At 69.6% G+C, this 13,769-nt stretch carries 14 protein-coding genes and 1 tRNA gene; 12 read left to right on the plus strand and 3 right to left on the minus strand.

All coding sequences use genetic code 11. The annotated features are described in order from the left end of the window. The first annotated feature begins 3 nt into the window (after nt 1–3). From boxB to OG858_RS24850, 6 genes are all read left to right on the plus strand, one after another. Nucleotides 4–1,425, plus strand: a complete 1,422-nt coding sequence (boxB, locus tag OG858_RS24825; protein WP_086748124.1) for a benzoyl-CoA 2,3-epoxidase subunit BoxB — start codon at nt 4–6, stop codon at nt 1,423–1,425. Nucleotides 1,426–1,440: 15 nt separating this feature from the next. Then, nucleotides 1,441–3,030 (plus strand): benzoate-CoA ligase family protein, encoded by a 1,590-nt coding sequence (locus OG858_RS24830; protein WP_328544438.1) that lies wholly within the window; start codon nt 1,441–1,443, stop codon nt 3,028–3,030. A gap of 337 nt (nt 3,031–3,367) precedes the next feature. Beyond that, entirely contained in the window at nt 3,368–4,393 is a 1,026-nt protein-coding gene (locus OG858_RS24835) for an NAD(P)/FAD-dependent oxidoreductase (RefSeq protein WP_327744474.1), read from the plus strand. Nucleotides 4,394–4,415: 22 nt separating this feature from the next. Further along, nucleotides 4,416–4,757: a ferredoxin gene (fdxA, locus tag OG858_RS24840; protein WP_086747328.1), complete on the plus strand. Its 342-nt coding sequence runs from the start codon at nt 4,416–4,418 to the stop codon at nt 4,755–4,757. 22 nt (nt 4,758–4,779) lie between these two features. After that, the gene (locus OG858_RS24845; RefSeq protein WP_086747329.1) at nt 4,780–5,637 is read left to right on the plus strand and encodes an amidohydrolase family protein; all 858 of its coding nucleotides are present in this window, start codon (nt 4,780–4,782) and stop codon (nt 5,635–5,637) included. Between the two features lie 34 nt (nt 5,638–5,671). Next, nucleotides 5,672–6,520 (plus strand): 3-hydroxyacyl-CoA dehydrogenase family protein, encoded by an 849-nt coding sequence (locus OG858_RS24850; protein ID WP_086747330.1) that lies wholly within the window; start codon nt 5,672–5,674, stop codon nt 6,518–6,520. A 144-nt stretch (nt 6,521–6,664) separates the two neighbouring features. Here OG858_RS24850 and OG858_RS24855 read toward each other — a convergent pair whose 3' ends face one another. Further along, nucleotides 6,665–7,498 (minus strand): PaaX family transcriptional regulator, encoded by an 834-nt coding sequence (locus OG858_RS24855; protein ID WP_319318681.1) that lies wholly within the window; start codon nt 7,496–7,498, stop codon nt 6,665–6,667. Nucleotides 7,499–7,774: 276 nt separating this feature from the next. On the opposite strand from OG858_RS24855, the gene OG858_RS24860 reads away from it, so the two are divergent. The 3 genes from OG858_RS24860 (at nt 7,775) to OG858_RS24870 (ending at nt 10,449) form a co-directional block, all read left to right on the plus strand. After that, the gene (locus tag OG858_RS24860; protein WP_086747332.1) at nt 7,775–8,299 is read left to right on the plus strand and encodes a gamma carbonic anhydrase family protein; all 525 of its coding nucleotides are present in this window, start codon (nt 7,775–7,777) and stop codon (nt 8,297–8,299) included. A 38-nt stretch (nt 8,300–8,337) separates the two neighbouring features. After that, a complete protein-coding gene (gene paaZ / locus OG858_RS24865) occupies nt 8,338–9,921 on the plus strand; it encodes a phenylacetic acid degradation bifunctional protein PaaZ (RefSeq protein WP_256960268.1) in 1,584 nt (527 codons plus the stop codon). Between the two features lie 93 nt (nt 9,922–10,014). Next, complete coding sequence (locus OG858_RS24870; protein ID WP_327744477.1) at nt 10,015–10,449, plus strand: transposase; 435 nt, start codon at nt 10,015–10,017, stop codon at nt 10,447–10,449. 78 nt (nt 10,450–10,527) lie between these two features. Here OG858_RS24870 and OG858_RS24875 read toward each other — a convergent pair. Further along, a tRNA-Gly gene (locus tag OG858_RS24875) sits at nt 10,528–10,601 on the minus strand. A 593-nt stretch (nt 10,602–11,194) separates the two neighbouring features. Between OG858_RS24875 and dcd the strand changes: the two genes are divergently transcribed. The 3 genes from dcd to OG858_RS24890 all read left to right on the plus strand — a co-directional run bounded on the left by dcd (nt 11,195) and on the right by OG858_RS24890 (nt 13,190). After that, nucleotides 11,195–11,770 (plus strand): dCTP deaminase, encoded by a 576-nt coding sequence (gene dcd / locus OG858_RS24880; protein WP_037702868.1) that lies wholly within the window; start codon nt 11,195–11,197, stop codon nt 11,768–11,770. Continuing rightward, the gene (locus tag OG858_RS24885) at nt 11,767–12,300 is read left to right on the plus strand and encodes a phosphoribosyltransferase (RefSeq protein WP_373420784.1); all 534 of its coding nucleotides are present in this window, start codon (nt 11,767–11,769) and stop codon (nt 12,298–12,300) included. Before dcd ends, OG858_RS24885 begins: the two co-directional genes overlap by 4 nt. Before the next feature lie 335 nt (nt 12,301–12,635). Beyond that, nucleotides 12,636–13,190 (plus strand): hypothetical protein, encoded by a 555-nt coding sequence (locus OG858_RS24890; protein WP_328544437.1) that lies wholly within the window; start codon nt 12,636–12,638, stop codon nt 13,188–13,190. A 182-nt stretch (nt 13,191–13,372) separates the two neighbouring features. Here OG858_RS24890 and OG858_RS24895 read toward each other — a convergent pair whose 3' ends face one another. Further along, nucleotides 13,373–13,687, minus strand: a complete 315-nt coding sequence (locus OG858_RS24895; RefSeq protein ID WP_218779579.1) for a S1 domain-containing protein — start codon at nt 13,685–13,687, stop codon at nt 13,373–13,375. Between the last annotated feature and the right edge of the window lie 82 nt (nt 13,688–13,769).

The following is a 13,769-nucleotide window of genomic DNA, read 5'->3' on the forward strand; positions in this document are numbered from 1 at the left end:
CCGATGCCCACGAACATCGACTACGACTCCAAGATCCCCAACAACGTCGCCCTCGCCGACGACCGCCGCCTCCAGCGGGCCCTGGAGGGCTGGCAGCCCAAGTTCCTCAACTGGTGGGGCGAGATGGGCCCGACGCTGGAGAACCAGGGCGTCTACCTGCGTACCGCCGTGTCGGTCGGACGCGACGGTTGGGCCCACTTCGACCACGTCAACGTGCCCGACTACCGGTGGGGCATCTTCCTGTCCGAGCCCACCCCCGACCGCCGTATCGCCTTCGGTGAGCACAAGGGACAGCCCGTCTGGCAGCAGCTGCCCGGCGAGTACCGCGCCGACCTGCAGCGCCTGATCGTCATCCAGGGCGACACCGAGCCGGCCTCGGTCGAGCAGCAGCGCCTGCTGGGCCTGACCGCGCCGAGCCTGTACGACCTGCGCAACCTCTTCCAGGTCAACGTGGAGGAGGGCCGGCACCTGTGGGCCATGGTCTACCTGCTGCACGCCTACTTCGGCCGGGAGGGCCGCGAGGAGGCCGAGGCGCTGCTCTTCCGCAACTCCGGCAGTCCCGACACGCCACGCATCCTGGGCGCGTTCAACGAGGAGACCGCCGACTGGCTGGCCTTCTACATGTTCACGTACTTCACCGACCGGGACGGCAAGTACCAGCTCGGCTCGCTCAAGGAGAGCGCCTTCGACCCGCTGTCGCGGACCTGCACCTTCATGCTGAAGGAGGAGGCGCACCACATGATGGTCGGCACCACCGGCATCGACCGTGTGGTGACCCGCAGTGCCCAGCTGATCCGCGAGCACGACACCCTGGACATCGCGGCCTGCGGCGGCATCCCGCTCGACATCATCCAGAAGTACATCAACTTCCACTACACGGTCTCCCTGGACCTCTTCGGCAGCGAGACCTCCACCAACGCGGCGAACTACTACACCGCCGGGCTCAAGGGCCGCTGGCAGGAGGAGCGCCGCAAGGACGACCACCGCCTCGCCGACGACAGCGCCTTCCTGGGCAAGCCGGAGGCCGACGGCAGCTGGTCGCAGGAGGAGGTCCCGGCGCTGCTGGCCCTCAACCTGGATCTGCGCGACGAGTACATCGCGGACTGCGAGAACGGCCTCAAGCGCTGGAACCGGATCCTGGAGGACCACGGGATCGCTTTCCGGCTGAGGCTGCCGCACCCTGGATTCAACCGGAGTGTCGGCATCGCCGCGGGTCACCACATCACCCCGGACGGCACGATCGTCGACGAGCAGACCTGGGAGGCGAGCCGTCGCCACTGGCTGCCCACCGTCGAGGACCTGGCGTTCGTGCGGTCGCTGATGCAGCCGGTGTACGAGCGGGGCAGGATCGCGAACTGGGTCGCGCCGCCGGTCAACGGCATCAACGGCCAACCGTTCGAGTACGAATACGTCCGCCTGGTGTAAGGGTGCGTGAGTCACATGACCGATGCGTTCAACACGGCGGACTACCTGGTCGACCGGCACGTGCGGGAGGGCAACGGCTCCCGCACGGCCCTCGTCACCCCAGTCCGGACTCTGACCTACGAGCATCTGGCGGCCGAGGTGCGCCGGGTAGCGGCCGGACTGCGGGCCCTCGGCGTACGCCCCGAGGAACGCGTTCTGATGTGCATGGCCGACGACGTGGAGCTCTTCACCGGCATCCTCGCCGCCTTCCACATCGGCGCCGTGGCCCTCCCCGCCTCGACCATGCTCACCGGCCCCGAACTGGGAAAACTGGTGGCCGACTCGCGCTGCCGGGTCGTGCTGGGCTCCGCCGAGTTCGAGCCGGTCGTCCGGGCGGCGCTCCAGCAGGCCCCGGAGGTAGAGCACGCCGTCCTCACCGGGCAGGACACGACCGGACTCCCGGGCCACGTCGAGGGCCACACCTGGCAGCAGCTGCTGGACGGCGGCGCAGGCACGGACGACGGGCCGTACCCGACCTGGCCGGACTCGCCCGCCCTGTGGCTCTACACCTCGGGCACCACGGGCCTGCCCAAGGCGGCCATGCACCGGCACGTCGACATCAGGTTCGCGGCCGAGAACTACGGGCAGCGGGTGCTGGGTCTCGGCCCGGACGACCGCTGCCTGTCGGTGGCCAAGCTCTTCTTCGCCTACGGCATCGGCAACTCCCTGTTCTTCCCGCTGGCGGCGGGCGGCACGGCACTGCTGGAACCCTCCAGACCGTCCCCCGCGCTGTTCGCCAAGCGGGCGGCCGGCGACCGGGCGACCGTCCTGTTCGGCACCCCCAGCTTCTTCGGGCCGCTCCTCGCTTCCGCCGACATCCCGGACGACGCCTTCACGACCGTACGGATGGGCGCCTCCGCCGGTGAGGCACTGCCCGCGCGGATGTACGACGGGATGCTGCAGCGGTTCGGAGTGGAGGTGCTCGACGGCATCGGCTCCACCGAGATGCTGCACATCTTCATCTCCAACCGGTCGGGCAGGGTCCACCCCGGATCCTCCGGCGAGCCCGTGCCCGGGTACGCGGTGGAGCTGCGTGACGTCGAGGGCCGGGTGGTCAAGGGCGACAACACGCCCGGCGAGCTCTATGTGCGCGGGGAATCCGCCGCCACCGGCTACTGGTGCCGGGCCGAGACCAGCCGCCAGGTCTTCCTCGGCGACTGGGTACGCACCGGCGACACCTACGTCCGCAACACCGACGGCACCTACACCTGCATGGGGCGCACCAACGACCTGCTCAAGGCCGGCGGCATCTGGGTCTCGCCCGCCGAGGTGGAGGAGCGGCTGCTCGCCCACCCGGACGTGGCCGAGGTCGCCGTGGTCGGCGTACCCGACGCCGACGGGCTGGACAAACCGGTCGCCTGCGTGGTGCCCAAGCCCGGCCACGAGGTCCATCCCGAGGCGCTCGTGGCGTGGTGCCGCGAGGGCCTGGCCGCCTTCAAACGCCCGCGCGGCGTGATCGGGCTGCCCGAGCTGCCCCGCACCCCCACCGGCAAGATCCGTCGCAACGTGCTGCGCGCGATGGTCCGCGACGGCTCCTGGGCGGAGGCGCCGGTGCCTCCGGGCTGAGGTGGCGGCGTCCTGTCGCCCAACCCGCCCCCGCCGCCCCAACCCGCCCCCTGGACCCCCGCTCCTCGAACGCCGGAGGGCTGGATCTTTCAGCCCGTCGGTCCCGCGTTCGAGGACAAGGCCCCTTCGGAGCCGGAAGCGGGGGTCTGGGGGCGGCAGCCCCCAGGGACGGGACGGGTAGGGGCGGCGAGGGCGAGGAAACCCTGTGCCAGGCATCCGTGCCCGCCCGCCCCGCGTGCATCCGGCCACTTGACCCCGGCGCCCCCCCCGCAACCCCGCTCCTCGACCTCGCTCCTCAACCCCGGAGGGGCTGAACCATGCGACAAGGAGGACGTACATGTCCCCGCCCCCCACCGATCACGACACGGATCTGCTCATCGTGGGAGCCGGCCCCACCGGCCTGTTCGCCGCCTACTACGCCGGCTTCCGCGGTCTGTCCGTCACCGTCGTGGACTCGCTGCCCGAGCCCGGCGGCCAGATCAACGCCATGTACCCGGAGAAGCAGATCTTCGACATTGCCGGATTCCCCGCGGTACGGGGACGGGAACTCGTCGACAGGCTCCTGGAGCAGGCGGCGCCCTACGACCCGCACCACCTGCTCGGCCACCGGGCCGACACGCTGGACCGGACCGCGGAGGGCACCTTCGTCGTGACCACGCACCAGGGTGCGCGGGTGCGGGCCGGGGCCGTGCTTGTCACCGGCGGCATCGGCACCTTCACTCCCCGCCCGCTGCCGGCCGCCGCCGCGTACGAAGGGGCCGGGCTGGCCTACTTCGTGCGCCGGCCGGACGACTACGCGGGCCGTGACGTCGTGATCGTCGGCGGCGGCGACAGCGCCTTCGACTGGGCCCTCACCCTGCACCCGATCGCCGCCTCCGTGACCCTCGTCCACCGCCGCGACGCCTTCCGCGCGCACCCGGCCACCGTGGCCGCCGTACGAGCAGCGGGCGTGGAGATCATCACCGAAGCCGAACTGTCCCGCGTGATCGGCGACGGCCGGAGCATCGAGGCGGTCGAGATCACCCGACGGGTTCCCGGCGACGGGATGACCCACCATCTGCCCTGCCAGGGGATCATCGCCGCCCTCGGCTTCACCGCCAACCTCGGCCCGCTCCTCACCTGGGGCATCGACATCGAGAACAGGCGGCACATCCCGGTCGACTCCGCGATGCGTACCTCCGTGCCGGGGATCTACGCGGCGGGCGACATCAACGACTACCCCGGCAAGGTGCGGCTGATCGCGGTCGGCTTCGGCGAGGCCGCCACCGCCGTCAACAACGCCGCGCACCACATCGACCCCGAACAGCCGGTGTTCCCCGGCCACTCCACCGACGTCCCGACGACGGCCCCGGCCGTCGCGTAACACCGAAGAGGACCGAACGCCCATGCCCTACGTCATCGCCGAGGCGTGCATCGACATCACGGACCGCTCCTGCATGGAGGAGTGTCCTGTCGACTGCATCTACGAAGGCGACCGCAAGCTCTACATCAATCCCATGGAGTGCATCGACTGCGGCAACTGCGAGCCCGTCTGCCCCGTGCAGGCGATCTCCCAGGACCGCCGGGTGCCCACGGAGCTGAAGGACTTCGTCGCCGACAACAAGCGGTTCTTCACCGAGCCCCTGCCGGGCCGGGACGCGCCGATCGGTGCACCGGGTGGCGCCGCGGGCCACGGCCCGGCCGGCACGGACACCGAACTCGTCGCCGGGTACGACCCGCGCGGCTGAGCACGCGAGCGAAGGAGGCGCCGTGATCGACGGCGAGACCGTGGTCGACGCGCACGTCCACGCCCCAAGACTCTCCACCATCAAACCGGCCTGGTTCGAGTGGGCGGACACCTTCTGCGGCGACCACCCGTGGCGCGACGCCTACGACGAGCGGGGCGACCCCGTGCCCGAGCGGCTGGACGCCTTGCTGGAGACGCAGGGCGTGGACCGGGCGCTGCTGTTCTGCGAATACAGCCCACGCGCCACCGGCATCCAGCCGATCGAGGACCTGCTGTCCATCGTCGCGTACAACCCGGTCCGCTTCCGGCTGGTGGCGAACGTCAACCCCCACCTGCACCACCCGGTGGTGGCGGAGGCCGAACGCCAGCTGGACCTGGGCGCGGTCGCCGTCAAACTGCACCCGGTGCACGGCGGATTCGACCCGGCCGACAAGGAGCTGTACCCGCTGTACGCGCTCTGCGGCGAGCGGGGCGTCCCGGTCGTCGTGCACTCCGGCACCTCCAGCTTCCCGGGCGCCCGCGCCCGGTTCGGCGATCCACAGCTCCTTCTCGACGCCGTGGAGGACTTCCCCGACGTACAGTTCGTCTTCGCCCACGGCGGGCGGGGCTGGTGGTACGACACCGCGGCGTTCCTGGCGCTCGCCAGGCCCAACGTCTGGCTGGACCTCGCCGGACTGCCGCCGCGCAAACTGCCCGAGTACTACGCCCGGTTCGACCTGCCGAGGCTGGCCACCCGGTGGATCTTCGGCACCGACTGGCCGGGCGTGCCCGGTACCTCCCGCAACGTCGACGCGCTGCGCGCGCTGGGCCTCCCGGCAGATACCGTGCGGGCCGTGCTGTCCGGCAACGCGGCCAAGGTCTTCCCCGACCTCGGGGTCTGACTCAGCGAAAGCAAAACTCCGTGAGGAAATGATGATGTGTCAGAGAGTCGGGGTCATCGGGGCCGGGACCATGGGAGTGGGCATCGCCTATGTCTTCGCCGCGGCGGGTTGCGAGGTCACGCTGGCGGAGCCCGATCCGGCCAGGGCGGACCGGGCGTTGGAGACCGTCCGGGCCCGGGCCGCCCTGGCGCGGGAGCGCGGCAAGCTCGATGCCGCAGAGGCCGACGGGCTGCCGGGCCGCATCCATACCGTCCGGCAGATCGGCCAACTGCCCGAGGAGACCGACCTGTTGGTCGAAGCGGTTCCCGAACGCCCGGAACTCAAGCGCCGGGTCCTCGCCGAAGCCGAGGAACGAAGGCCGGTGCTGCTGGCCAGCAACACCAGCGGGCTGAGCATCGACGACCTGGCCGAGCCGCTGCGCCGCCCCGGCGACTTCCTCGGCCTGCACTTCTTCAATCCGGTGTGGTCGATGCCGTTGGTCGAGATCGTCCGCGGCAGACGCACCACGGAGCCGGCGCTGAACCGGGCACACGAGGCCGCGGTGCTGATCGGCAAGGAGACCATCGTCGTCCGCGACGCGCCGGGTTTCGCCACCAGCCGCCTGGGAGTGGCGATCGGACTGGAGGCCATGCGGATGCTCCAGGACGGCGTCGCCTCGCCCGAGGACATCGACCGTGCGATGGAGCTGGGCTACCGCCACCCGATGGGGCCGCTGCGGCTGACCGACCTCGTCGGCCTCGACGTACGCCTCGACATCGCCCGGCACCTCGCCGAGGCGTACGGCCCGCGCTTCGAACCGCCGAGGATCCTTCTGGAGAAGGTCGCCGCGGGCGAGCTGGGCCGCAAGACCGGCAGAGGCTTCTACGACTGGGACGAGGCGTGAACGACCGAGGCTGAGGTGTGAACGACCAAAACCGGGGACGACTCCGGCGAACCCACCGCAGTGGTCATGTGTCCGAGTGGTGCGCCGCCGATGCGGCACATCTCCGGCTTCCATGCTCTGCGGCGCGTGCGTCGTGCGTAGGTGTCAGACGTGGCCGTGGTCCTCGGTCAACTCCCTCCACCGCTCCAGCGCCGCCGGGCCCCATTCGGCGTGCCTGCCGTGAAAGAGTTCGGCCGCCTTGGCGCCGCTCCAGCCCGCGGGCAGCAACTTCGACGGCAGGCGCGGGTCGAGGAACGGAAAGCGGCGCCACTCGTGCACCAGCATGGTCTGGGCGTGCAGGGCGGAGTCGCCGTCGGCGGGGTGCAGCCCGGTGAACTCGTCGATGAAGGCTTCGTAGCGGTCCTCGACCTCGCTGAGGTCCCAGGCGCGGGCCACCATGGCCGCCTCACTGCCCACGGCGCCGTACGCGGCGGTGAAGGACATCGCGTCGTCGGCGAGCCCGAGTTCCTTCAGGACGCCGAGGGCCTCCGTCTCGCGGTCGGCGCGGGGCGTGATCCACACGCCGGGTTCCGGGGAGCCGAAGCCGGCCCAGGTGAGCCGGGTGCGCACCCGGTGCCGCAGGTCCCGCTTCGCCTCCGGCACGGACACCAGGACCATCAGCCAGGTGCCGTCCCAGGTGCGCTCGCCGCTGCCGAAGTCGTAGATGCGCTGTGCGCCCTCGGTCAGCATCCGCCGGCCCGGCGGGGTGAGGACCCAGCGCACCCGGCGGCCCACCCGCTCCGAGGCCAGCCAGCCCTCCGCCGCGGTCCGGGCGAGCGCCTGGCGGGCCGACTTCTCCTCGACTCCGAACGTCGCCAGCGCCTCCACCAGCGCCGACGTCCACACCGGGCGGCCATGGGGGAGCACGTACTCGCCCAGCATGGTCATCAGCAGCGAGCGCGCGCTGACGTCGCCGAGCTCGCGGCGCCGGCTGACCACCGGCCGTGCGCCTGCTGCCGTGCCTTTGCTGACACGTGCCTTCCGTGCCGGTCCGCGCGCCGCGCCCTCCGCCATGGTTCTTCACTTCCCTCGCTGCCGGACATTCCGATGCGTCACGCCGTCGTGAGACACCGGCGTCACAGCGTATCCGCGCGTTCCGGTAGCGGAATGCGGAGCCCGCCCTTTCCTGAGACAATATCTTGCCGCTGCGAGAATTATCAGTAGAGTGTTGGTCGGGTCGGCGAGCCGCCGACCAGGACGAGCGAGGTGGCAAACATGCCGGTCTACGCCCTCGGGCCCTGCGAGCCGGACATTCACCCCCGTGCCTTCGTCCACCCCGACGCCGTCGTGATCGGGAGTGTGCGGATCGGCGCGGAAGCCAGTGTCTGGCCCGGTGCCGTACTGCGCGGAGACCTCGGCGGACGCATCGAGGTGGGCGCCCGCACCAGCATCCAGGACGGCACCGTGGTGCACACCACCGAGCAGTGGCCGACCGTGATCGGCCCCGAGTGCGTGGTCGGCCACAACGCCCACCTGGAGGGCTGCACCGTGGAGCGTCACTGCCTCATCGGCTCCGGTTCCGTCGTCCTCAACCGGGCCACCGTGCGCGAGGGCGCCCTGGTCGGCGCCTGCGCACTCGTCCCCGAGGACTTCGAGATCCCGCCCAGGACCATGGCCCTCGGCGTCCCGGTACGGCTGCGCGAGACAGAGGTCGACCCCTCCTGGGTGGAGTACGCCGTACGCACCTACGCCGATGCGGCCGCGCACTATCAGCGCAACCTCCGGCGCATCGACCGCTGACCGCTGGCCGCTCAGCGCAAGGAAAGGTGGGCCCTCCCGTGGCCGCGAAACTGCACAGCTACCTCGCCGGCGCCTGGTACGAGGCACCCGACGAGGGCCGACCCCTGCTGGACGCGGCGACCGGCGTCGAGGTGGCCCGGCTCTCGCGGCGCCCCGTCGACGCCGCCGCCGCGCTGCGTCACGCGCGGGAGGTGGGCGGCCCCGCCCTGCGGGAGCTGACCTTCCACCAGCGCGCCGGTCTGCTCAAGTCGCTGGGCAAGTACCTGACCGCGCACACGGACGAGTTCCACACGCTGTCGACCCGCACCGGAGCGACCCGCCGCGACTCCGCCCTCGACGTCGACGGCGGCATCGCGGTGCTGTTCGTCTACGGCGGCAAGGGCACCAAAGAACTGCCCGACGGTCATGTCCTGCCCGACGGCGACATGGAACCGCTCGGCAGGCAGGGCACCTTCGGGGTACGCCACCTCCACGTACCGAGGCTGGGCGCGGCCGTCCAGATCAACGCGTTCAACTTCCCCGTGTGGGGCATGCTGGAGAAGCTCGCGCCGGCCCTGCTGGCGGGACTGCCGTCCGTCGTGAAACCCGCGGGACAGACGGCCTACCTGACGGAACTGGTGTTCCGCCGCATCATCGAGTCGGGCATCCTTCCCGAAGGCGCCGTACAGCTGGTCTGCGCCCCGCCCGACGGCATCCTCGACGCACTCACCGGACAGGACCTGCTCAGCGTCACCGGCTCCGCAGCCACCGCCCGGACCCTGCGCAGCCACCCCGTCGTCGTCGGCAGCGCCGTCCGCTTCAACGCCGAAGCCGATTCCCTGAACTGCGCTGTCCTGGGACCCGACGCCACCCCCGGCACCCCCGAGTTCGACCTGTTCACGAAGACCCTGGTCACCGAGATGACCGTCAAGGCAGGGCAGAAGTGCACCGCGATCCGCCGCGCCCTGGTGCCGACCGGACTCGTCGACGCCGTACAGGAAGCAGTTTCTGCCGAGCTGGACGGCATCTGTGTCGGCAACCCCGCCGATCCTACGGTCGCCATGGGTCCACTGGCCGGGCTCGGGCAGCGGGAGGAGGTACTGCGCGCACTCAAGGCACTCACGGTGGCGGCCCGCGTCGTCCACGGAGACACCGACCGGTTCGACGTCCTGGACTGCGACCGCACACGCGGCGCCTTTCTCCCCCCACTGCTGCTGCGCTGCGACGACCCCGGCCGCGCCGAACCACACGAGGTCGAGGCGTTCGGCCCCGTGACCACTCTGCTGCCGTACGACGGAACCGCCGCCCACGCGGTCGCGCTGGCCGTACGCGGAGAGGGCAGCCTCGTCGCCTCGATCGTCACGCACGACCCCGACTTCGCGCGTGAGACCGTACTCGGGGCGGCCCCCTGGCACGGCCGTCTGCACCTCCTCGACCGCACCGACGCCGCGGAGTCCACCGGCCACGGCTCACCACTGCCGCACACCGTGCACGGCGGCCCCGGCCGGGCGGGCGGCGGTGAGGAGCTCGGCGGCATCCGTGGCGTGCTGCACCACATGCAGCGCACCGCTGTCCAGGGCCCACCCGACACCCTCGCGATGCTCACCGAGCACCGTCCCGAAACCCCTGCTCAAGCGGAGTGAACCCCATGGCAGACATCGAGAACCGCCCCCTCGCGGCGAGTGAAACCACCGGCTGGGTTTCCCCTCGTAGCGTGGAGTCCGTGACAGCAGGGGATGTTGGTTGTCAGGGCGGAGAAGCGTCGCAAGTTCACGACAGAGTTTCGTGAGGGGGCGGTACGGATCGTGACGGAGACCGGGAAGCCGGTCCCCGAGGTCGCGGAGGACCTGGGGATCAACGAGACGACGCCGGCGAGCTGGGTCTCGCGGGCGAAGCGGGCCGGGAAGGCGACCGCCGAGGACAGGGACGCGTTGATCGCGCGGCTGACGGCGGAGAACGCGGCGTTGAAGAAGGAGAACAAGGAGCTGGGGATGGAGTACGAACTCCGCACCCCGCAACCGGCCCTTTGCGTAAGCGACTTGGTCGCCATTTGCTCAACCCTTGGCGCGTGTCACATGAAATGCGTCTCACCATTGGAGACGAACGAGGGTCGGGTGGCGCAAAGTGATACCCGGAGGCCCTCGAGATGGCCGCTCGACCCCGACTTATAGGGCACGCGAAGGGCACGGAGCCCTCGAATTGGTCTAGACAGCAAACAAACCCCAGGCCGCTGGCCTGGGGTTTCATCATGGAGCGGGTGACGAGAATCGAACTCGCGCTCTCAGCTTGGGAAGCTGATGTTCTACCATTAAACTACACCCGCGTAAGACGCCGGTCGGTGCCGGTGTCGGAACGCGTCGTCACTTTACCTCATGTCGGGCCCCGCGCGCTGAAAGCGTGGGGCCCGGACGTGTTTCCGGGGCGGGGACGGGGCTGCGGGGCGCGGGAGTTGGGGCGTACGGTGGACGCGCGGAAGAGGGTCTGGGTGGGCCTCCGACGGGATCGGAGTGCCGCCTGGAGAGCCGTCCCAATCATCCCGTAATGTGGCGCTTCGTCGTCAGGTCGACGTAGGTCGACAGCCAGACGCGGCTCTTGGGGAAGGGACTCTTGGACTTGATGGAGCGCACCGTCGTCCGTTGTGCCGATGGGCACGTGTTCAGCACCGCTTCGTTCCCGATGCAGCAGGCCGAACGCCTCGGCCCCGGTCGGCTCATGCGCTGCCCGCGCTGTGCCCGGCTGCGCAGTGTCGTACCGGTGGTGCTGCAAAAGCGGTAGAAGCTGCAGAAGCGGCAGAAGTCGAACAAGCCGGGATGACCGGAATAAGCGGAAGTAAGTGGGAGTAGTAGTAGCAACCGAGGCGCGCGGGTTCGTCCAGCTGGTTAGGGGTGGCCCGCGCGTCTTGCGTATCCTCGGGGCGTGCTTCTCTCAGACAAGGACATCCGGGCCGAGATCGACGCCGGTCGGGTGCGGATCGATCCGTACGACGAATCCATGGTGCAGCCGTCGAGTGTCGACGTGCGTCTCGACCGCTTCTTCCGGGTGTTCGAGAACCACCGGTACCCGCACATCGACCCGTCCGTCGAACAGGCCGATCTCACGCGGCTCGTGGAGCCCGAGGGGGATGAGCCGTTCATCCTGCATCCGGGCGAGTTCGTGCTCGCGAGTACGTACGAGGTCATCAGCCTCCCCGACGATCTCGCCTCGCGGCTGGAGGGGAAGAGCTCTCTGGGGCGGCTCGGGCTCGTCACCCACTCCACCGCCGGGTTCATCGACCCCGGCTTCTCCGGGCATGTGACGCTCGAACTGTCGAATCTCGCGACGCTTCCCATCAAGCTCTGGCCGGGCATGAAGATCGGGCAGCTGTGCCTGTTCCGGCTCAGTTCGCCGGCCGAGTTCCCGTACGGCAGCGAGCGGTACGGGTCCCGCTACCAGGGGCAGCGCGGGCCGACCGCCTCCCGGTCCTTCCTCAACTTCCACCGGACCCAGGTGTGAGCGCCGAGGAGGCCGTGACGGGCGGCGACGCGATCGTCCGCGAGAACCTCACCTACGAGGCGTTCGGCACCGCCGTACGCGAACTCGCGCAGACCATCGCCGACGACGGGTACGAGCCCGACATAGTGCTGTCCATCGCCCGGGGCGGCGTGTTCGTCGCCGGCGGGCTCGCCTACGCCCTGGACTGCAAGAACATCCACCTCGTGAACGTGGAGTTCTACACCGGTGTCGGCACGACCCTCGACATGCCCGTCATGCTCGCGCCCGTCCCGAACGCGATCGACTTCTCCGACAAGAAGGTCCTGATCACGGACGACGTCGCCGACACGGGCAAGACGCTCAAGCTCGTCCACGACTTCTGCCTCGACGCCGTGGCCGAGGTCCGGTCCGCCGTGATCTATGAGAAGTCCCACTCCCTCGTGAAGTGCGAGTACGTGTGGAAGCGGACCGATGACTCGGTCTGGATTAATTTCCCATGGTCGGTTGAGCCGCCCATCACCAGGAAGCACACCACCGTTTTGGACGCGTAAGACCAGGTCACAGCCCTTGGCCCGCACCTTCGGGTGAGGGTCTCTGCGTGTGTGGAGAGACGGCAGCCCCGGCGTGGCGGTCGCGGCTTTACCCCCGGCAAGGGCCCCAACTGGGGTGGTGGGCTGTGTACAGGAGAGGTCACCTGCGTTCATGGGTGGCCGGTCGTGAGAGCGACCACCGGCTTCGGTCCCGGCTGAACGGCCGTGAACGGTGCTGAATGAGAAGGAAACCGAGACGGACATTCTCCTGGGGGAGCGGCCGGCACTCGCGTTGGATCAGGGGCCGCCAGAAAAGCGGTTCTACGTGATGCCGTACCGGTGCGAGACTGCCTGGCGTGCCTCGACCCGAACTCTCAGAGCTTGATTACCTGCGCGAGATTGAGCGGCTGGCCAAGGCGGTGACCACTGCGGCGTTCGCCGAGGGCCACCTGACCTACGAGCCGGACGCGGACGATGCCACGCCGCTGCAGCGAGCCGTCAACGCACTCGCCCGTGAGATCCGGCACTACCACTTTCCCGGCGACGGCTGTTTGCCCGAGGAGGAGGACCGGCCCACGGTGCGATTGGCGGGCGTGGTCGTACTCAGGCCTGCTTCTATGCCTTCAGGTGTGGAGGAGACCTATGAGGAGGCGTGTGTCCGACTTGATCTTGAGGCCCGTGCTGAGGGCTGGGCGTTGTGGAACACCTGGGGCAAGGGCGGGGCCCGGGTCACCATGGTGGTCTCGTCGGTCGACACAACAGTTGGGCTGGTGGCGAACTGGGCTCGCGGCAGGGTCGTGTACCCGGTGACCCCAGTGCCATCCCAGATAGCCCGGATCCAACAGGGCTGGGCCGGCCCCATGACGTTCTCACCTCTGGGAGCCGAACGGCTGGGCCTCACCGGGCAGTGACCTGCGAGCCCCTAGCGGAACGCGAGCCCTCAGCTTGGGAAGCTGCGTCCCTTTGTGCGCTGTTGGCGCGCTGAACTGGGCGAATGGCTGAGCCGGAACCTCGTCGGGCTCGGCTGCTTTTACCGCGACTCCCCGCTCGATCTGGTGCGGCTGTGGTGCAGTGGCGTGGGCCCAGGAGGTGATCAGCTGGGTACGTGCCATTCATCGAGTCTGATCTTCACCTGACGGTTGTGATCTGCGTGCCAGATCACCTCACCGGCGACAGCGGCGCCCACGGCGGGCAGTTCCATGTGGTGAGGCATAGCGGTGATCTCGGCGAGGCCGACGGCATTCGGTATGCCATCGAGCAGAAGGAAGACGCCGAACGGCTGTCGGCCGATGACTCGTCCGCTGACCTGAGATCCAAGCGGCAGTGCAGAGACGGTTGCTGGCCAGCTCCGGTCTACGGCATCCGGAGCAGGCACCTGGGAGCGGTCCGGCCAACTGAACTCGGGCATCGGCCAATCATGGCTAAACCGGCGAGGGTTGTCGACGGCCGGTCTCGAAACGCCCGACCGCTCAGGCGCGGGCCCAACCCGC

Origin of the sequence: Streptomyces europaeiscabiei, assembly GCF_036346855.1 — a bacterium.
In the GTDB taxonomy this organism is placed as follows: domain Bacteria; phylum Actinomycetota; class Actinomycetes; order Streptomycetales; family Streptomycetaceae; genus Streptomyces; species Streptomyces europaeiscabiei.